At 67.4% G+C, this 19,292-nt stretch carries 14 protein-coding genes; 7 read left to right on the plus strand and 7 right to left on the minus strand.

The window, feature by feature from the left end; genetic code table 11:
• Positions 1–22: 22 nt before the first annotated feature.
• Entirely contained in the window at positions 23–5,401 is a 5,379-nt protein-coding gene (locus LQZ87_RS00115) for a DUF4082 domain-containing protein (protein ID WP_230101419.1), read from the minus strand.
• Between the two features lie 315 nt (positions 5,402–5,716).
• On the opposite strand from LQZ87_RS00115, the gene rfbA reads away from it, so the two are divergent.
• Genes rfbA through LQZ87_RS00130 form a run of 3 tightly spaced genes read left to right on the plus strand, consistent with a single transcriptional unit; the run spans position 5,717 to position 8,981 of the window.
• Positions 5,717–6,589: a glucose-1-phosphate thymidylyltransferase RfbA gene (gene rfbA, locus LQZ87_RS00120; RefSeq protein WP_230101420.1), complete on the plus strand. Its 873-nt coding sequence runs from the start codon at positions 5,717–5,719 to the stop codon at positions 6,587–6,589.
• A complete protein-coding gene (rfbB, locus tag LQZ87_RS00125; protein WP_230101421.1) occupies positions 6,586–7,581 on the plus strand; it encodes a dTDP-glucose 4,6-dehydratase in 996 nt (331 codons plus the stop codon). Before rfbA ends, rfbB begins: the two co-directional genes overlap by 4 nt.
• Positions 7,581–8,981: a bifunctional dTDP-4-dehydrorhamnose 3,5-epimerase family protein/NAD(P)-dependent oxidoreductase gene (locus LQZ87_RS00130; protein WP_230101422.1), complete on the plus strand. Its 1,401-nt coding sequence runs from the start codon at positions 7,581–7,583 to the stop codon at positions 8,979–8,981. The genes rfbB and LQZ87_RS00130 overlap by 1 nt, the downstream gene beginning before the upstream one ends.
• 484 nt (positions 8,982–9,465) lie before the next feature.
• Here LQZ87_RS00130 and glmM read toward each other — a convergent pair whose 3' ends face one another.
• The 4 genes from glmM to LQZ87_RS00150 all read right to left on the minus strand — a co-directional run bounded on the left by glmM (position 9,466) and on the right by LQZ87_RS00150 (position 13,885).
• Entirely contained in the window at positions 9,466–10,824 is a 1,359-nt protein-coding gene (glmM, locus tag LQZ87_RS00135) for a phosphoglucosamine mutase (RefSeq protein ID WP_230101423.1), read from the minus strand.
• Between the two features lie 7 nt (positions 10,825–10,831).
• Positions 10,832–11,314 (minus strand): 30S ribosomal protein S9, encoded by a 483-nt coding sequence (rpsI, locus tag LQZ87_RS00140; RefSeq protein WP_290368232.1) that lies wholly within the window; start codon positions 11,312–11,314, stop codon positions 10,832–10,834.
• 26 nt (positions 11,315–11,340) lie between these two features.
• Positions 11,341–11,787 (minus strand): 50S ribosomal protein L13, encoded by a 447-nt coding sequence (gene rplM / locus LQZ87_RS00145; RefSeq protein WP_230101424.1) that lies wholly within the window; start codon positions 11,785–11,787, stop codon positions 11,341–11,343.
• A gap of 169 nt (positions 11,788–11,956) precedes the next feature.
• Positions 11,957–13,885, minus strand: coding sequence for an acyltransferase family protein (locus LQZ87_RS00150; protein WP_230101425.1), 1,929 nt, complete (start codon positions 13,883–13,885; stop codon positions 11,957–11,959).
• Positions 13,886–13,907: 22 nt separating this feature from the next.
• On the opposite strand from LQZ87_RS00150, the gene truA reads away from it, so the two are divergent.
• Together truA and LQZ87_RS00160 are read left to right on the plus strand one after the other, a co-directional pair.
• Positions 13,908–14,750, plus strand: coding sequence for a tRNA pseudouridine(38-40) synthase TruA (gene truA, locus LQZ87_RS00155; RefSeq protein ID WP_230101426.1), 843 nt, complete (start codon positions 13,908–13,910; stop codon positions 14,748–14,750).
• Between the two features lie 64 nt (positions 14,751–14,814).
• The gene (locus tag LQZ87_RS00160; protein WP_230101427.1) at positions 14,815–15,483 is read left to right on the plus strand and encodes an endonuclease/exonuclease/phosphatase family protein; all 669 of its coding nucleotides are present in this window, start codon (positions 14,815–14,817) and stop codon (positions 15,481–15,483) included.
• Between the two features lie 28 nt (positions 15,484–15,511).
• On the opposite strand, the gene LQZ87_RS00165 is transcribed toward LQZ87_RS00160, so the two are convergent.
• Positions 15,512–16,195 carry a hypothetical protein gene (locus tag LQZ87_RS00165; RefSeq protein ID WP_230101428.1) on the minus strand — a complete coding sequence of 228 codons (684 nt, stop codon included), beginning with the start codon at positions 16,193–16,195 and terminating at the stop codon, positions 15,512–15,514.
• Between the two features lie 57 nt (positions 16,196–16,252).
• Entirely contained in the window at positions 16,253–16,720 is a 468-nt protein-coding gene (rraA, locus tag LQZ87_RS00170) for a ribonuclease E activity regulator RraA (protein ID WP_230101429.1), read from the minus strand.
• A gap of 95 nt (positions 16,721–16,815) precedes the next feature.
• On the opposite strand from rraA, the gene LQZ87_RS00175 reads away from it, so the two are divergent.
• Positions 16,816–17,025, plus strand: coding sequence for a heavy-metal-associated domain-containing protein (locus LQZ87_RS00175; RefSeq protein WP_230101430.1), 210 nt, complete (start codon positions 16,816–16,818; stop codon positions 17,023–17,025).
• Between the two features lie 29 nt (positions 17,026–17,054).
• Positions 17,055–19,253, plus strand: a complete 2,199-nt coding sequence (locus LQZ87_RS00180) for a heavy metal translocating P-type ATPase (RefSeq protein ID WP_230101431.1) — start codon at positions 17,055–17,057, stop codon at positions 19,251–19,253.
• Positions 19,254–19,292 lie beyond the last annotated feature (39 nt).

Genomic DNA, 19,292 nt, shown 5'->3' on the forward strand with positions numbered 1-19,292 from the left:
CACGGTCGGTGCGTCATGGCACTTATTCGACGGGGTCGAACAGCACGTCGACCCAGTAGTTGTTGGCGGACAGGTTGTTCGGGAACGCCCGGGAATAGATCCACGAGCTGCCGCTGGCCGGAATGGTGAAGTGACCGACGCTGGTCTCCTGAGCCAGCGTGCTGAGGTCCATGGCGTAGCGCCCTGTGGTGCTGTAGAGCCCGACCCGGTACTCGACCCCGGGCTGCAGGGCGACCGGCGTGGTGAAGGTCGCGGTCTGCCAGCTCTCGGCCGTCTCGGCGGTGAAGGCGATCTCGGCCAGCTTCTCGCCTGCCGCGTTCCACAGGTACCCGGTGTGTGCGCCGGTGTTGGTGGCTCCCTTGTAGAAGCGGATGCCGGTGATCTCGCCTGCCACGTCGACAGTGAATCGTGTCGCGACCTGCACTCCATCAGGGTCGTTCCATGCGGGGGTCTGCGGTGTGGCGTCGCCGAAGATGCTCACGACGTCGACGATCGGCGGTGCGGCCGTCGTGGTGAAGCTCCACGTCGCATCGGCGATCTGTGCGTCGCCCGCAGTCACGGTGGCCGTGTACGCGGTCGACCAGGCCAGCGGCTCGGTCGGCGTGAAGGTGACGGTGCGCGTCGAGGCGTCGTAGACGGATGCTCCGGCCACGCTGCCCGATCCCGCGGTCAGCGTCACCGCCGCTGCAGGCGCGTCTGCGTCGAGCGTCGCGGTGACCGTTGTGGTCGGCGCGATCTCGACTGCCGCGGACGCGGGCTCGCGAGCCGTGACCGTGAACGTCTGGGCCGGTTCAGGCTCCGGTGTCGGGGTCGGCGTCGGCGTCGGGCTCGGAGTCGGAGTCGGGCTCGGCGTCGGCGTCGGCGTCGGAGACGGAGTGGGACTCGGCGTCGGGCTTGGGCTCGGGTCGGGGGCCGGAGTCTGAGGGGGTGACTCCGGCGATCCCGACCCGAACGCTATCTCGGCATCCACGAAGTACGCCGTCGAATTCCAGGAATACGTCGGGTAACCACCTGTGGTGCCGTAAATGTATCGGCCGTTCGCGCCACCCGGCGCCGTGATCGATCCGCTGACGCGGTCCGAGGCGAAGTAGGCCGGCGTGCTCGAATAGTGACCGTTGGGTGCGAAATACGAGACGACGTAGGTCGTCCCTGGCGAGACCGCGACCGGGTTCGACAGCGCAGCGCGCTGCCAGCCCGATTCGGTCTCATCGGTGAAGGTGACGGTGGCGAGCGCCGTGCGATCGCCGTCCCACAGCGTGCCGACATGCGTTCCGCTGTTCGCCGCGCCCTTGTAGAAGCGAATCGCGGTGACTTCGCCGGGCGCGGCGACCGTGAATGCGGTGCCCACCTCCACCGCGTCATTGTCGGAGTTGGATTGGACCGTCGGCACGGTGTCGCCGAAGATCGTGTCCGGGACCTGGACGGCGCCCGCGACGAACTCGACATCGACGAAGTAATTGGATGCGCTCGCGGAGACCGTCGTCGGACGACCGGAGGCCCCATACCGGTAGACGCCGTTGGCGCCGGCATCCGCTGTGAGCGGTCCGCTCACGACCGGGGTCGTGAAGCCTCCGACGCGGTAACTGTAGTTGCCGTTCGGCGCGAGGTACGACACCGTGTACGTGCGACCAGGGATGATGTCCACCGGTTCGCTGAGGACGGCCCGCTGCCATCCGCTCGCGCTCTCCGCGCTGAACGTCACCGTGGCGAGCGGCGTCGACCCGGTTCCCCACAGCCAGCCGATGTGCGTACCGCTGTTGGTCGGCGCCTTGTAGAAGCGCAGCGCCCCGACCTGACCTGCTTCACTCGTCGTGAACGACATCCCGAGGACTACGGAGTCGGAGTCGTCCGTGGCCGTGACCGCGTCCGTCGGCGTGCCGCTGAACATCGTCACGACGGCAGAACCCGACTCGCTCCCTGTGGTGAACGACCAGGTCGCGTCGGCTCCCTGCGCGTCGTCGGCACCGACGACGTCGGTGACCTTCGCCTGCAGCGAGGCGCCGAACGGCAGCGCCTGCGTCGGCGTGAACGTCAGCGTCTTGCCGTCGGTCGACAGCGCGGAGGTTCCGGCCACGGCGACACCGCCGTTCGACAGACCGATCGTGGCCGAGGTGAGCGGTGCATCGAAGCGCGCGCTGACGGTCGTGCTCACGGCGACGTCGATCGCTCCATCCTGCGGCGTGGTGCTGACCAGAGTCGGCACCGGGGTCTGCGGTTCGAACACGACGTCGACCGAGTAGTCGATCGTGGATGTCTGGTTCGGGAACCCACCGCTGTACGTGAACACGGCGCCGTTGGCCGGTACCGTCAGCGGACCTCGCGAGTAGGCGTTCGTGAAGCGACCAGCGGTCACCGAGTAGCCGCCGACCGGCGCCGTGTACGACACCACGTACGTCGTGCCTGCCGTGACGGTGACCGGTGTCGACAGCGTCGCGGTCTGCCATCCCTGTGTGGACTCCCCCGTGAAGGTCACGGTGGCGAGCTGACTGCCCGTCGAGCTCCAGAGCGTGCCCGTGTGCGTGCCGCCGTTGGCCGACCCCTTGAAGAACCGGAGCGCGGTGATGCGCCCTGCCTCACTGCTGGAGAACTTCACGCCGAGCGTCACCGCATCGGTGTCCGCCGCGGAGGCGATGTCCGGCCGCGAGAGATCGGTGAACAACGAGCACGGGCAGCTGCCGTCCGGCAGCGTCGCCCCAGCAGTCGAGAAGGTCCAGGTGCCGGTGTTCTCGGCGAGGCCGACCCCGTTCTGATCCGTCGCCGCCACCGCGACCGAGTAGGTCGTGCCCGCGGCGAGCGCCGCTGTCGGTGTGAACGTCGCCGTCTTGGTGGCTGCGTCGTAGGCCGTAGCCCCGGCGACGGCTGTGCCGCCGGCATCCTCCAACGACAGCGACAGGCTCGACGCGAGCAGCGCACGCGAGAACGTGACCGTGATGGGCGAGTTCGTCGGGTTGCTCGACGAACCCTGCACCGGTGATGCCGTGAGGATTCGCAACGGCGACCCGTCTACGCCGTCGAAGAGCACGTCGACGTAGTAGTTCGACTCGTACCAGGTCTCCGTCGGCATGCGACCGGCAACACCGAACACCCCGGGCGCGGCATCCCCCACGCCCGGCGCGACGGCGACCGGCGCCGACGGCGTCGCACGGTACGGCCAGTACCGCGCATCCGCCGCGTACCCGCCGTTCGGGGACGTGTACGAGACGACGTACTTCTGACCCGCGATCACCTCGACGGGACTCGCGAACAGGGCACTCTGCCACCCCGTCGCGGTCTCCCCCGCGAAGGTGACGGTGGCGAGTCGCGTGCCGGCCGAGTTCCACAGCGATCCGACGTGCGTGCCCGTGTTCGCCGCTCCCTTGTAGAAGCGCACCCCGCTGATGAAGCCGTCGTCGGTCGGAGTGAACTGCATGCCGAGTTCGACAGCACCGGTGTCGTCCGTGCTCGCGATGGTAGGGACGATGTCTCCGAGCGCGCTGTACGGCGGTGTCACCGCGACCGTCCGAGCCGTGCCCCCGGTCGCGAAATTGGCGCTGTCGTCGATCGCGCGTGCACGCAGGGCGACGCTTCCTGACCCCTGCTGGTTGTACGTGTAGCTCCACGAGGTGGTGCCCGTTGCCGGATGCCAGGTCTCGCCGCCATCCGTCGACACCTCGACTCCGGCCACGACGCCGCCGACGTCCGCCGCTGTCCCCGTGATGGTGACCTTCGAGCCGCCGGGGATGGATGCCCCGGCCGCCGGGCCTGTGATCGTCGTCGTCGGAGCCGTGGTGTCGGTGCTCGCCGTCGCCGCGGCCAGGCCGCTCATCCGGGTCGAGGGCTGCGCGCCCATGTCCGCGAGGAGGTTGACCTGCGCCTGCTGCATCCGCACGTCGGCCGGCGCTCCGGCGCCGTCGTGGGTCTGGTCGAGTCCCCACCCCCATTGGATCGTGCCGGCGCCGAACACCAGCGCACCGCTGGCCGCCCGGTACAACGTGACGTGGTGCTTGGTCGTCCCCGGCACCACCACGTTGCCGTAGTCGGTCAGGTACTGCGGCGTCGGGCCGACCGTGGTGGACAGCCGGACCAGACCGTCGGGACGGAATCCGTTGTCAATGTCCTCATCGGACTCGTAGCCGACGGTGTGCGGCGCGAGTGCCTGTGTGGCACCCACCGGCAAAGAGGTGAGACTGGTGTTCCGCCACAGCCGTGTCTTGCCCTCGGCCTGCGAGACCGTGATCGCGAGGTCCGTGTCGTTGCTCATGTACATCGTGCCGGTGAGCGCGTTCTCCGGCAGCGTCCCGCCGGTGTCCGCGGCGGCGAAGCGCGGGTCGCGCCAGGTTCCCGTCCACTCGGCGGTCGGATCGATCTTCGTGTTCGACCACGTCTCCTTGTACGACACCAGCGTGCGGTAGGGCGTGTGCGAGTCGTCGATCGACGGTTCGTAGCGAGTGCGCCAGTAGACCTCGTTGCCGGAGAGGAACTGCAGGTTCACTCCGGCGTCCCTGGCCTCTTCGACGTTGGTGCGCTGCGCGCCCGACCAGTACTCGTCGTGTCCGACGGACAGGAAGACGTTGTGATTCAACAGCAGACCGCCATGGCGGTCGGTGTCGACGCCGGCGATGTAGCTGATGTCGTAGCCGTTGCGTTCGAGGAACCGGACGGTGGCGAACTCGCTGCTGAAGTAGAAGTCCCGGCCGCCCACCCAGTTGCGGGTCGCGAACGGACGGTTGTAACTGATCTTGTAGGCCCGACCGGGGCCCCCGCCCTGGTAGAAGTCGGATCCACCGTAGGTGTTGTAGGCGTGCCAGGTCGGGTCAGACGTCTGGAACACGACGTCGGAATGGCTGTCATCGTCGCGGACGATGAAGGTGATGTGACTGGAATCGTCGTTGTCGGTTCGCGTCAGCTTGGCGATGTACACCCCGGAGACCGCGGTCTCCGGCACGTTCCAGGATGCCGAGACGCCCCAGTTGCCGCAGTCGTACAGCTCCGTCGCCTCGTCCGACTTGCACTCGTCCTGGATCTGAGGCAGCGTCGCCGTGACCGGCACTGATTGGATGAACCGGGCTCCGAGACCTTGGTACCAGCCGGTGCGGTAGATGTCGATGGTGTACTCGTCGGCATCCGTGTCGATCTTGAAGTCGATGCGATGACCACGGTCGACCGAGATGTCGGTCGCGAATCCTTGGATGCTGGCATCGCCAGCGCCGGTGATGTCCCACACGCCCGGGTCGGTGCCCGGCTTGGAGTTCTCGCACGCGATCTCGTTGATGGTGGGGCCGCACGAGCTCCCTGCCGCTTCGGCGGGTGCCGGCATCGTCGTGAACCCGCTCACGACCAGCGTCAGCACGGCCGCCAGCGCGACGGCAGCCCGACGGATCGGCTGTGATCGCCTCCCACGGCGAACGATTGAACTCCCCATTGTCCCCAGTTTCCCCAGTCAGGCCGCCCGCCCCCGCGTGCGACCTTCACGGTTCTCGTGGTTGCACCGCTCATCCCCAGAACGAGCGGACACGGAGAACCGTCCCGAGCGTCACTATAGCCGGACAGCCCCCGGTCGTCACCACCTTTTTCTTGGGAGACGTTTTTCCTTGCAAATCGAACGTCCTCGGGACGGAGCATCACGAGCCCTGTTGCGGCCGGGTCACAGTGGGCTACGCTGTGCCGTGCGGGACGGCTCGGGGAAGTCCCCCGCACGTACGCACTGGGGAGTGCGTGATGAGACTGGGGAGTTCTCATGAAGGGGATAATTCTCGCGGGCGGTTCTGGCACGCGTCTGCATCCGATCACGTTGGGTGTTTCGAAGCAGTTGGTTCCGGTGTATGACAAGCCGATGGTCTATTACCCGCTGTCGACGTTGATGCTGGCGGGGATCGACGACATCCTGGTGATCACGACACCGCATGATGCGGCGCATTTCGAGCGGCTGCTCGGTGACGGGTCGCAGTTCGGGATCCGGTTGACGTTCGCGCAGCAGGCGTCGCCGGACGGTCTGGCGCAGGCGTTCACGATCGGTGCGGACTTCATCGGCGATGAGCCGGTGGCACTCGTGCTCGGCGACAATCTGCTGTACGGGCCAGGCCTGGGCGATCAACTCGGCCGGTTCTCGGGCATCGACGGTGGCGCGATCTTCGCCTACTGGGTGGCGGAACCCACAGCCTATGGCGTGGTCGAGTTCGACGGTTCGGGTGCGGCGGTGTCTCTGGAGGAGAAGCCGGTGTCGCCGCGGAGCAACTACGCGGTGCCGGGGTTGTATTTCTACGACAACGATGTGGTCGAGATCGCGCGGGGGCTGTCGCCCAGCGCGCGCGGGGAGTATGAGATCACGGATGTGAACCGGGAGTACCTGGAGCGGGGGAAGCTGCAGGTGGAGGTTCTGCCGCGCGGCACGGCGTGGCTGGACACGGGGACGTTCGATCAGATGACGGATGCCGCCGACTATGTGCGCACGATGGAGCGCCGCACCGGGCTGAAGATCGGGGTGCCCGAGGAGGTCGCGTGGCGGCGCGGGTTCCTCAGTGACGACGCGTTGCGGTCACGTGCGGAGGGTCTGGTGAAGTCGGGGTACGGCCGGTACCTGCTGGAGCTGCTCGATCGGGACGATCGATGAAGCTGCTGGTGACCGGCGGAGCCGGGTTCATCGGATCGAACTTCGTGCACCATGTGGTGGAGCACACCGATCACCGGGTGACGGTGCTGGATGCGCTGACCTATGCGGGCAACCGGGCGTCTCTGGCCGGTCTGCCTGCGGATCGGGTCGCGTTCGTGCACGGGGACATCACGGATGCGGCGCTCGTGGACGGACTGTTCGCCGAGACGGATGCTGTGGTGCACTATGCGGCGGAGTCGCACAACGACAATTCGTTGGATGACCCGCGTCCGTTCCTGGAGACGAACATCGTCGGCACGTACACGCTGCTGGAGGCCGCGCGCCGGCGTGATGTGCGCTTCCATCACATCTCCACGGATGAGGTGTACGGGGATCTGGAATTGGATGATCCGGCCCGGTTCACCGAGACCACCCCGTACAATCCGTCGTCGCCGTATTCGTCGACGAAGGCGGGTTCGGATCTGCTCGTGCGGGCGTGGGTGCGGTCGTTCGGGGTGCAGGTGACGATCTCGAACTGCTCGAACAACTACGGCCCGTACCAGCACGTGGAGAAGTTCATCCCCCGGCAGATCACGAACATCATCCGCGGCATCCGCCCCCGCCTGTACGGTGCGGGGCAGAACGTGCGGGACTGGATCCATGCCGACGATCACTCGTCCGCCGTGCTCACGATCCTGGAGAAGGGCCGCATCGGGGAGACCTATCTGATCGGCGCCGACGGGGAGCGCAACAACAAGCACGTCGTGGAGTTGATCCTCTCGCTGATGGGGCAGGATCCTGACGCGTACGACCATGTCGCCGACCGGGCAGGGCACGACCTGCGGTATGCGATCGATTCATCGAAGCTGCGCACCGAGCTCGGGTGGGAGCCGCAGTTCGCGGACTTCGAGGCGGGGCTGGCTGCGACGATCGACTGGTACCGCGAGAATGAGTCGTGGTGGGCTCCGGCCAAGGATGCCACCGAGGCGTTCTACGCACGAAAGGGCCAGTGATGGTGTTGATCGCTCAGACCCCGATCCCCGGCCTGCTCCTCCTCGACCTGCCGGTGCACGGCGATTCCCGGGGCTGGTTCAAGGAGAACTGGCAGCGGCAGAAGATGACCGCGGCGGGCCTGCCCGACTTCGGTCCAGTGCAGAACAACATCTCGTTCAACGACGCGGCCGGGACGACCCGCGGCATCCATGCGGAGCCGTGGGACAAGTTCATCTCCGTCGCCACAGGGCGGATCTTCGGCGCCTGGGTCGACCTGCGCGAAGGCCCCACCTTCGGGGTCGTGTTCACGACCGAGATCGACCCGTCGAAGGCGATCTTCGTGCCCCGCGGAGTCGGCAACTCGTACCAGACCCTCGAGCCGAACACCGCGTACACGTACCTCGTGAACGACCACTGGTCGGCCGACGCCGACTACGCGAACCTGAACCTCGCCGACGAGAGCGCCGCCATCGACTGGCCGATCCCTCTGGACCAGGTGCAGATCTCTGAGAAGGACAAAGCACACCCGCGGCTCGCCGACGTCACCCCGATCCGGCCGAAGAAGATCCTCATCACCGGCGCGGACGGGCAGGTCGGTCGGGCTCTGCGTGCCCGTTACGGCGACGCCCCGCACATCGAGTACACCACCAGGGCCGAGCTCGACATCACGAGCCCCGACCTCGCGACAGTTCGTCGGTGGCGGGAGTACAGCACCATCATCAACGCCGCCGCGTACACCGCCGTCGACACCGCCGAGACGCCTGACGGCCGGGCAGCCGCGTGGGAGATCAACGCCACAGGCCCCGCCGCACTCGCCCGCATCGCCACCGAGTACGGCCTCACCCTCGTGCACATCTCCAGCGACTACGTCTACGACGGCACCAGCACCGAACCATACACCGAGAATGCGCCGGTCAGCCCGCTCAGCGTCTACGGACAGTCCAAAGCCGCCGGCGACCTCGCCGCAGCAACCACCCCACGCCACTACATCATCCGAACCTCCTGGGTCATCGGCGACGGCAACAACTTCGTCCGCACCATGGCGAACCTCGCCGCACGCGGCATCGACCCGAACGTCATCGACGACCAGCACGGGCGGCTCACCTTCACCGACGACCTCGCCCGCGGCATCCACCACCTGCTCGCCACCGGCGCCCCGCACGGCACCTACAACCTCACCGGCACCGGACCCGCGCGAACCTGGGCCGACATCGCGCGCGAGGTCTACCGGCTCACCGGCCACGACCCCGCACGCGTAACACCCGTCGGCACCGAGGCGTACTACGCACAGGCGACAGGGCCCATCGCACCGCGGCCGCACAACAGCATCCTCGACCTCGAGAAACTGACAGGCACCGGGTACAAGCCGCAAGACTCAGACGCAGCGCTCAAGGCATACGTCTCGCAACTCGGCGAGTGAGTGCGGGCCGGCGACCGACGTCTGCACGTCGCGCGTGAGGCACGTCGGTCGCTGGCCGGAGGGGCCTCGATCATCGTTTGACGATGCCGCCGCGCTGCGCGCGGCCTCGATGATGCGTCCTCCTCGGCTGCTGGTGCCGATGGATCCGGCAGTTGTCACCGCCGGTAGATCAGCGTCCGGCCAGCAGGCCGACCATGGCGACGCGCGTCACGCACGAAGCCAACAACCCACGTATTCTCCCCTGGGTCCCCAATCCCCATTCCGGTTCGACGACGAGTCCTCCTAGGAAGGGCTCACGCTGATCCGGACCTTTCTCTCGCCTCGAACGCTCGGATTACGCTCGGAACAAGTGCGGCAAGCATAGGCCGCGCGCGGGAGGCCAACAAGATTGCGCGAGCAACTCGTTATGTTTCCGTGATCTTCGCCTACCGCACATACGACATCAGATCGGATACGATCCGCGCTTTAGCCTGATGAGGTCCGGTTAAAGCGCGAGCCGCTCCTTGACGACGGCGACGAGCCTGTCCGCGTGAGCCTTCGCAGACTCGGCATCCGCGGCTTCGACCATCACGCGCACGAGCTGCTCGGTGCCCGACTTGCGCAGCAGTACGCGGCCGGTGTCACCGAGTTCGGCCTCGACGGCGGCGACGGCCTCCTGGACGCCCTCGTCATCGGCGCAGCGGTCCTTGTCGACATCACGCACGTTGATGAGGATCTGCGGGTAGATGGTCATGACGGCAGCGAGCTCGGCGATCGACTTCTTCTGCCGCGCCATCTCCGCGACCAGGTGGAGTCCGGTGAGGACGCCGTCGCCGGTGGTGGCGAACTCGCTCATGATGACGTGCCCCGACTGCTCGCCGCCCAGGGCGAAGCCGTTCGCGTTCATGTCCTCGAGGACGTAGCGGTCGCCGACGGCGGTCTGCCGCACCGTGATGCCGTTCTCGCGCATGGCCATGTGCAGACCGAGGTTGCTCATGACCGTCGCGACGAGAGTGTCGTCGGTGAGGTGACCGCGCTGCTTCATCGCGACGGCGAGGATCGCCATGATCTGGTCGCCGTCGATGATGTTGCCCTCGGCATCCACGGCGAGGCAGCGGTCCGCATCGCCATCGTGGGCGATTCCGACATCGGCGCCCAGGCGGACGACAGTCTCAGCGAGGTTGTGCAGATGCGTGGAGCCGACACCGTCGTTGATGTTGAGACCGTCGGGGTCGGCGCCGATCACCGTGACGGTGGCTCCGGCATCCTTGAAGGTCTCAGGCGAGACGCCTGACGCGGCGCCGTGCGCGCAGTCCAGAACGACATGGATGCCATCGAGGCTGTGCGGCAGAGAGCCGAGCAGGTGCAGCTTGTACCGGTCCTCCGCATCGGAGAAGCGCTCGATGCGCCCGACACCGGAGCCCGTGGGGAGAAGCTTCTCGCCCGCCATCGCGGCTTCGATGCGCTGCTCGACGATGTCGGGAAGCTTCACACCGCCGCGGGCGAAGATCTTGATCCCGTTGTCCGCGGCCGGGTTGTGCGAGGCCGACACCATTACGCCGAAGTCTGCGTCGTGGTCGCCGATCAGGAACGCCAGGGCGGGAGTGGGGATGACACCCGCGTCGAGCACGTCGACGCCGGATGCGGCGAGGCCTGCCGAGACGGCGGCCACGAGGAATTCACCGGAGACGCGCGGGTCGCGGGCGACGACTGCGGACAGTCGCTTGCCTTCGGCCTTGCGAGCCTCTGCGGTGCGGCCCTGGCCCAGGACGACGGCAGTCGCCTGGGCCAGGGAGAGCGCGAGATCGGCGGTGAGGACGCCATTGGCAAGTCCACGTACGCCGTCCGTGCCGAAAAGCGGCATCAGAGATTTAGCGCTTCGAGTACTGAGGCGCCTTGCGGGCCTTCTTGAGACCAGCCTTCTTGCGCTCGATGACGCGAGCGTCACGAGAGAGGAAGCCGGCCTTCTTCAGCGTCGCGCGGTTGTTCTCCACGTCGATGCCGTTGAGCGCACGGGCGATGCCGAGACGCAGCGCGCCGGCCTGGCCCGAGTCGCCGCCACCCGAGATGCGTGCGATCACGTCGTACGCGCCCTCGAGGTTCAGGACCTTGAACGGGTCGTTGATCAGCTGCTGGTGCAGCTTGTTCGGGAAGTAGTCCTCGAGCGTACGGCCGTTGACCGTGATGGTGCCCGAACCGGGGACCACGCGCACGCGGGCGATGGCCTGCTTGCGGCGACCGACGGCAGCGCCGGAGACGTTCAGCACGGGACGGGGAGCCGTCTCGGTTGCCACAGCCTCCGGGCTGGAGGTCGAGTAGTTCTGAGGGGTTTCGGTGGATTCGATGTCAGCCACGAGTATGTCCTTAGTCGTTGCGGCGCTTACTGGGCGACCTGGTCGAGGGTGTGCAGCTTCGGCTGCTGAGCGGCGTGCGGGTGCTCGGCACCGACGTACACCTTGAGCTTCGTCAGCTGCTGACGGCCCAGGCTGTTCTTGGGGAGCATGCCGCGGACGGCCTTCTCGACAGCGCGGACAGGGTTCTTCTCGAGAAGCTCGGCGTACGAGACAGCCGTGAGGCCGCCCGGGTAGCCCGAGTGGCGGTAAGCCATCTTCTTCTGGAGCTTCTGGCCGGTCAGGGCGACCTTCTCGGCGTTGATGATGACGACGAAGTCGCCGGTGTCGACGTGGTTTGCGAAGGTCGGCTTGTGCTTGCCGCGCAGGATCGCTGCGGTGTGCGAGGCCAGGCGGCCGAGAACGACATCAGTGGCGTCGATGACGATCCAGTCACGCTGGACCGTCGAGGCCTTCGGAGTGTAAGTGCGCGTCACAATAGTGCTGCTTTCTTGATCGAACGGAGAGGTTCGTGAATCCCACTCCGGGGTGGTTCTTCGTCTAGTGACTCGAACACGCCAGTGGAGGGCTCACGTTCGCGGCACTCGGCAGTCGAGTACCAAAGTGATAGCTTACGGCATCCCGGGGCGGGGGCCAAATGCGGGCCTACTCCGGGAACGGGATGCGCGGGGCGCGACCGGTCGGCGCCTTCGCGAAGTCCTTCTCGGCCCGGGCGCGGTCCTTGTCGATCTGCTCGAGCGCGGTCTCCACGGAACCGGCGAACACGTCTCCCCCGGCCTTGCCGGGGTGGATGCCGTCACCGGCGAGCAGATCCTCATGGGGCGCGATGTCGCCGGACCAGTCCGCGACCCAGACGCGCCGATGCCGATCCGCGAACTTCTCGATGTCCGAATTGACGCCGGGGATCCACTCACGAGGGGCATGAGCGTTGACGAGGATGAGGTTGCGGTCAGGACCCGCGATCTTGGACATCTGCTCGAGCACGCCCCAGTCGACCGGTCCGTTCGTGCCGAGTCCGACGACGACGTTCTGCCGCAGCTGGCCGTTGTCCTCAAGGTGCTGCAGGATGTCGGGACCTGCCCAGATCGACCTCGAGACCTCTGCATCCACCTCGATGCCCGGGAACTCTTCGAGCAGGGAGGGAGCGGATGCCAGCATCACGGAGTCGCCGACCGCCGTGATCTCGGTGCCCTCCGGGATGACGGCTTCCTGCGGAGTCGGCTTCGGGGTCGGCTTCGCCTTCTCGTCCGCGGTGTTCAGCGCGTCTTCGCCGCGGTCGATCGCCGCGGCAGCAGTGGTCGAATGCGGGGCGTTCACGATCGCCGCTGCGGTGCCGCCGATCGCCACCAGGGCGATCGTCAGCGCGGCGATACCTGCGACCTTGCTCATCGGCCGTCCGGCGATCCGTCGCCCGAGGCCGCGCATCGCATGCCGGAACCCGTACTTGCGGAACGGCGCCTCCACGAACCGGTACGACACCGCGGATGCACCGACGGCGAGCACGAGCGCCGACGCGCCGGCCCATACCGGCACCCCGGCCTCCGGTCCGAAGCCCTGTGTGCCGACGAGCACGAGCACGAGCACCGGCCAGTGCCAGAGGTAGATGCCGTACGAGCGATCGCCGATCCACTTCAGCGGTTGCACGTCGAGCGCGCGGCCGAACCAGGATCCGGGCCACACCCCGGCGAAGATCGCGGTCACCGAGCCGACACTCGCAAGCAGCAGGGTGCCGGGGAACGTCACGGCATCCGAAGTCTCCGGCATCAGCGCGGCGACGACGATCGCGGCGAGTCCGAGCAACCCGATGAGCAGCGACGCCGACTTGACGGTCCGCGACAGCATCCATTCCTTCTGCGGCATGTTCGCGACGGCGAGCGCCAGCGCGATGCCGATCAAGAGCCCGAACGCGTGCGCATCGGTACCGAAGTACGCGCGGGTGACGTCTCCGCCGGCGACCAGCTGTGCCATCCACCACGCGGATCCACCGCCGGCGACGACCACGAGCGCGACCCGAGCCCAGCGTCCGGGGATCAGCAGCACGAGCGGAAGCAGCAGCGGCCACACGACGTAGAACTGTTCCTCGACGGCCAGCGACCAGAAGTTGCGGAACAGCTCGGGAGCGGTCGCGGCGAAGTAGTCGGTGCCGTCGGCAACCGCGAGCCAGTTGTAACTGAAGGTCGCAGCCCCCAGCACCTGGCGGCCCATGCCGACGAGCAGGTCGCCGCCCAGCATCCACGCGGCCGTCGCGCAGACGGTGACGACCACGGCGAGCGCAGGCAGCAACCGTCGCGCGCGCCGCCGCCAGAAGTCGATGAGGCGACGAGGCGAAGCGAGGCGCCCCAGCCGTGACGGCCGAAGCAGCAGCGACGTGATCAGGAACCCGCTGATCACGAAGAACACGTCGACGCCGACGAACCCGCCGACCATCGGCAGCCCGGGGAACAGGTGGTAGACGACCACAAGGGTGACGGCGACCGCGCGCAGGCCGTCGAGGCCAGCGAATCGCGTGAGTGTCGTCTGGTTCTGCATAAAATGTCCGAAGTCGTGCCGCGGCTCGCAACCGGGCGAAGTCAAAGCTCCAGTTTAGGCTGGGCACGTGAGAATCCGCCTGGACATCGCCTACGACGGCACGCACTTCCGCGGGTGGGCCAAGCAGCCCGGCCTTCGTACGGTGCAGGGCACGCTCGAGGCGGCCCTCGCGCGGATCGTCGGGTCGGATGTGCAGTTCGTCGTCGCGGGCCGAACGGATGCCGGCGTGCACGCCTCCGGCCAGGTCGCTCACGTCGACCTGGACGATGCGCAGTGGGCGCGCGTGCTCACCCGTCATGGCCGAGCGTCGACCGACCCGGCCGGCTCCGTCGCCGCTCGGATGCGCGGGGTGCTCGGCGCCTACCCCGACGTCACGGTGCACCGGACGTCGCTCGCTCCCGAGGGCTTCGACGCGCGGTTCTCGGCAGTCTGGCGACGTTATCGGTACCGGCTCGCCGACGAGGTGGCCGGCTTCGATCCGGCGCGCAGGCTCGATACCACCAGCATCCGCGGATCGCTCAATGTCGAGGCGATGGATGCCGCGGCGCAGTCCCTCATCGGTCTGCACGACTTCGCGGCGTACTGCAAGGCCCGCGACGATGCGACGACGATCAGGACGCTCCTCGACTATCGGTGGGCGCGGGATGCCGACGGCGTGCTCGTCGCCGAGGTCAAGGCCGACGCCTTCTGCCACAGCATGGTGCGCGCGCTCGTCGGGGCCTGTGCGGCTGTCGGCGAGCAGCGTCTCGACGTGGGCGATCTCGTCGTGCTGCGCGATGCGCTGCGGCGCACGAGCGAGTTCAAAGTGCTCGCCGCCCGCGGGTTGACGTTGACCGAGGTCGGTTACCCCGCCGACGAACTGCTGGCTGCGCGCGCCGAGCAGACGCGCGCGCGACGCGATTCCGAGTAGCCGAACCGGAGTCGTTCACGGTTTCGACACCCGCGACTCAGGTGAGCGCAGTAGCGTGGCGATGATGAAGGTCATCTCCTACAACCTGCGAAAGCATCGTGCGGCTACCGAGCTCGAGGAGCTCGTCGACCTGCACGAGCCGGATCTGCTGTGCCTGCAGGAGTGCGACGTGGCGGATCTGCCGAACGAGATCAGCGGACTGGCGCTCGCGGATGCCACCCAGGGCAACCGGCTCGGGCTCGCGCTGTACTACCGGACCAACCTGTTCCGCCTGCAGGACATCCGCACGATCGGGCTGAAGAAGTCACTGCACGACCGGATGCTCAAGCCGGCGCATGAGCGGGTGCTCGGCGTGCGGCTGCAGGACATCGACAACGGGCAGGAGTTCATCGTCGCGTCGTTCCACGCAGCACCGTTGACCGCGTTGAACTCGTTGCGCCGCAACCAGATCCGTGCCGCTCTCACCGAGCTCGAGACGATGGGACCGGGACTGCCGGTACTGATGGTCGGCGACTACAACTACCCCGTGTTCAAGGAGAATCTGGGGCAGACCGTCCGCGATCACGGCTACACGCTGACGCTCAGCGACGAGCGCACGTACACCCGGTACCGGGTGTTCAAGGGGCACTACGACTTCGCGACATCCGACGGCTTCACGATCGACAGCATCCAGACGCTGCCGCAGCGGTCGAGCGACCACCGCCCGATCCTGGTGACCGCGGCCGTCGGGTAGCAGCGGGTCGGGTCAGGAGGCCCGAGACTCAGAGATCGCTGAAGTCATCCGATGGCGCATAGAACTGCTTCACTTCGTCGCCCTCGAGCGTGAACAAGACGTATACGATTCCCACGGATCCCGGATTGGAGAGCGACTTCGTGCCCGGCACTTCCCGCCCGCCGACTCCTAGCTGCGTCGCCGTCGCCTGATCCTCCTCGAATACAAGCGCCCAGCCATCGGCAGCCAGCACCTCGTCGCGAGTCGAGCCGACGGCGAGTCCGTCTTCCGTGGCGATCGGGATGCCGTCGACCTGAGCGCCGACCACCGCAATGCGCACCGGCATCTCATGATCGACGTCGGCTGTGACCCACAGGCCGTCCCAGCTGTAGCGCTCCAGCTGCATGTCGTAGCCGGTCGGCGGCTCGATCGGCTCCGGGGCGGGCAGCTCCCCCGTGGCTTGTTCCAGGAGAGCGAGCACTGCGTCGCGGTCGTCGAACGGCACTGTCTCGGTGCCCGCGGCATCGATGTATGAGATGCCGTCCGAGTCGACGACCAGATTCGCCTCAACCGCGGGTACCGACAAGGCTGACGGCGTCGGCGTGCCCGACGGATCCTCGGGTGCCGCTGCTTCGGTGGACGGCTCCGCCGAAGCGACACCATTGGCGCATCCTGCGAGCAGAATCGAAACCATAGCGAGAAGCGGGGCCACGGCGCCGGCAACACGATTCATGCAGCATTCCCCCACAATCTGCGACCGAACGGGTGCCACGCCGGGCGTCACTGACGATCAGCTCTCGACGAGGATGCCGTCTTCGTCCGAGTACAGGCGCTTGCCGACGCGGAACGTCACTCCCGCGAACTCGAGGTCGATGTCGATCTCGCCGGCGCCGAGCTTCGCGCTCTTGCGAGGGTTGGTTCCGAGTGCCTTGACGCCGAGGTCGAGAGCGTTGATCGCGACGCTGTCGCGGATAGCGCCGTGGATGACGACACCCGCCCAGCCGTTCGCGGCGGCTGATTCGGCGATCATGTCGCCCATGAGCGCGGTGTTCAGCGAGCCGTTGCCGTCGATCACGAGCACGGCGCCATCGCCCGGAGTCGCGAGTGTCGACTTGACGAGTGCGTTGTCCTCGAAGCAGCGGATCGTCCGGATCGGCCCATCGAACGCCGAGCGTCCACCGAAGGAGCGGAACTGCGTAGACACGGACTGAAGGTCATCGCCGAACTCGTCGTAGAGGTCTGCCGTGGCTTGAGTCATGCGGCCATCCTCGCACGGGGCAATGTCAGGAACATCCACGGGAATACCCCCAGGGGGTACTATGGTTGCGTCTGACGAACGAAGGGAAACCCACCATGAGCACCACCGAATACCAAGTGACCGGCATGACCTGCGGCCACTGCGAGATGTCCGTGCGCGAAGAGGTCGGTCAGGTCGCCGGCGTCGACGCGATCGAGGTCAGCGCGCAGACCGGCAAGCTCGTCGTGACGGCATCCGCTCCCCTCGACGACGCGGCGATTCTCGCGGCCGTCGACGAGGCCGGGTACTCCGCCGTCCGCGCCTGACACGACAAGCAGCACAGAAAGAAGCGACCATGAGCAGCGTCGAACTCGAGATCGGCGGCATGACCTGCGCCTCGTGCGCGACGCGCATCGAGCGCAAGCTGAACAAGCTCGACGGCATCCAGGCGACCGTCAACTACGCGACCGAGAAGGCGAAGGTGACCGCCCCGTCCGGATTCGACACCGCGGTGCTGATCGAAGAGGTCGAGAAGGCCGGATACTCCGCGCAGCTTCCGACGGCGATGCCGGAAGCTGCGGACGAGCAGGACGACCCCGAACTCACGTCGCTCCGCCAGCGGCTGATCGTCTCGATCATCCTGACGGTGCCGGTGATCCTCATGGCGATGATCCCTGCGCTGCAGTTCACGTACTGGCAGTGGGCCTCGCTGACGCTCGCAGCTCCGGTGATCGTGTGGGGTGCGTGGCCGTTCCACCGTGCGGCGTGGACGAATCTGCGGCACGGCGCCGCCACGATGGACACGCTGATCTCGATGGGGACGCTCGCCGCGTTCGGCTGGTCGCTGTACGCGCTGTTCTTCGGCACGGCCGGGATGCCCGGCATGACGCATCCGTTCGAGTTCACGCTGTCGCGATCGGACGGCGCCGCCAACATCTACCTCGAGGTCGGCGCCGGCGTCACGATGTTCATCCTCGCCGGACGCTACTTCGAGAAGCGCGCCAAGCGACAGGCCGGCGCAGCACTGCGGGCTCTGCTGGACCTCGGCGCGAAGAATGTTGCGGTGCTGCGCAAGGGCGTCGAGGTCTCGATCCCGATCGAGCAGTTGCGCGTCGGCGACGAGTTCGTCGTGCGTCCGGGCGAGAAGATCGCCACCGACGGCGTCGTCGTCTCCGGCCACTCGGCCGTGGACGCCTCGATGCTCACCGGCGAGTCGGTTCCGGTCGAGGTCGGCGAAGGGGATGCCGTCACCGGAGCGACCGTGAACGCCAGCGGCCGCCTCGTGGTCCGCGCGACGCGCGTCGGATCGGACACGCAGCTCGCGCAGATGGCCCGGCTCGTGGAGGACGCACAGACCGGCAAGGCCCAGGTGCAGCGCCTCGCCGACCGGATCTCGGGCGTCTTCGTGCCCATCGTGCTCGTGATCGCTCTCGCCGCACTCGTCGGCTGGCTAATCGCCGGGTTCCCGGTGTCGGCTGCGTTCACGGCCGCCGTCGCCGTGCTCGTGATCGCGTGCCCCTGCGCACTGGGATTGGCGACGCCGACCGCACTTCTGGTCGGCACCGGCCGCGGCGCGCAGATGGGCATCCTCATCAAGGGTCCGGAAATCCTCGAGTCCACGCGCAAGGTCGACACGGTCGTCCTCGACAAGACCGGGACAGTCACGTCAGGGCGCATGGCGCTCACAGGTGTGATCGCCGAAGACGGGGTGGATGCCGATGAGTTGCTGCGCCTGTCCGGCGCCGTCGAGCACGCGTCGGAGCATCCCGTCGCTCAGGCGATCGCCGCGCGCGTCCCCGGCGTGATGCCCGTCGTCGAGGGCTTCGCGAACATCGAGGGTCGCGGAGTTCAGGGCGTTGTCGACGGGCACAGCGTCGTCGTCGGACGCGAGTCTCTGCTCGCGGACTGGGCGCTGACGTTGTCGCCGCGCGTCGCCGCAGCGAAGGCCGCCGCAGAAGCCGAGGGCAAGACCGTGGTCGCCGCCGGGTGGGACGGTGCTGCGCGCGGCATCCTCGTCGTGTCCGACACGGTCAAGCCGACCAGCGCGGAGGCGATCCGCGGACTGCGCGCGCTGGGCCTGACGCCGATCCTGCTCACCGGGGACAACGAGGCGGCCGCGCGGCACATCGCGGCAGCGGTCGGGATCGACGAGATCATTGCGGAGGTGCTGCCGGCTGACAAGGTCGAGGTGGTGAAACGGTTGCAGTCAGAGGGTCGCGTGGTGGCGATGGTGGGCGACGGCGTGAACGATGCCCCGGCGCTGGTTCAGGCCGACCTGGGGCTCGCGATGGGGACGGGCACGGACGTGGCGATCGAGGCATCCGACATCGCACTCGTCCGGGGGGATCTGCGCAGCGCGGTCGACGCGATCCGCCTGTCGCGCAAGACGCTCGGTACGATCAAGTCGAACCTGTTCTGGGCGTTCGCGTACAACGTCGCCGCCATTCCGCTCGCCGCGCTCGGGATGCTGAACCCGATGCTCGCGGGGGCCGCGATGGCCCTGTCGAGCGTGTTCGTCGTCGGCAACAGCCTGCGGCTGAGAGCCTTCCGGTAGGGCGCAGCATGGCGTCTGGCCGCCCGACAGCGCCCGGGA

The organism is Microbacterium sp. Bi121, assembly GCF_918698005.1.
In the GTDB taxonomy this organism is placed as follows: Bacteria; Actinomycetota; Actinomycetes; order Actinomycetales; family Microbacteriaceae; genus Microbacterium.